This is a genomic window from Tolypothrix sp. VBCCA 56010 (genome assembly GCF_050875635.1).
Taxonomy (GTDB): domain Bacteria; phylum Cyanobacteriota; class Cyanobacteriia; order Cyanobacteriales; family Nostocaceae; genus Hassallia.
Window position 1 is genome coordinate 1 of sequence record NZ_JBPAOH010000584.1, and the last position, 207, is coordinate 207.

Consider the following 207-nt stretch of genomic DNA (forward strand, 5'->3'; position numbering starts at 1 on the left):
GCGCCTAAACACATTTCGGGGAGAACCAGCTAGCTCCTGGTTCGATTGGCATTTCACCCCTAACCACACCTCATCCGCCGATTTTTCAACATCGGTCGGTGCGGACCTCCACTTGGTGTTACCCAAGCTTCATCCTGGACATGGTTAGATCACCAGGGTTCGGGTCTATAAACACTGATTAATTGCGCCCTTTTCAGACTCGCTTTC

At 51.2% G+C, this 207-nt stretch carries 1 rRNA gene; it reads right to left on the bottom strand.

The features are described 5' to 3' along the window. Positions 1-207 (bottom strand): 23S ribosomal RNA (locus AABK37_RS42595); the annotation flags it as partial.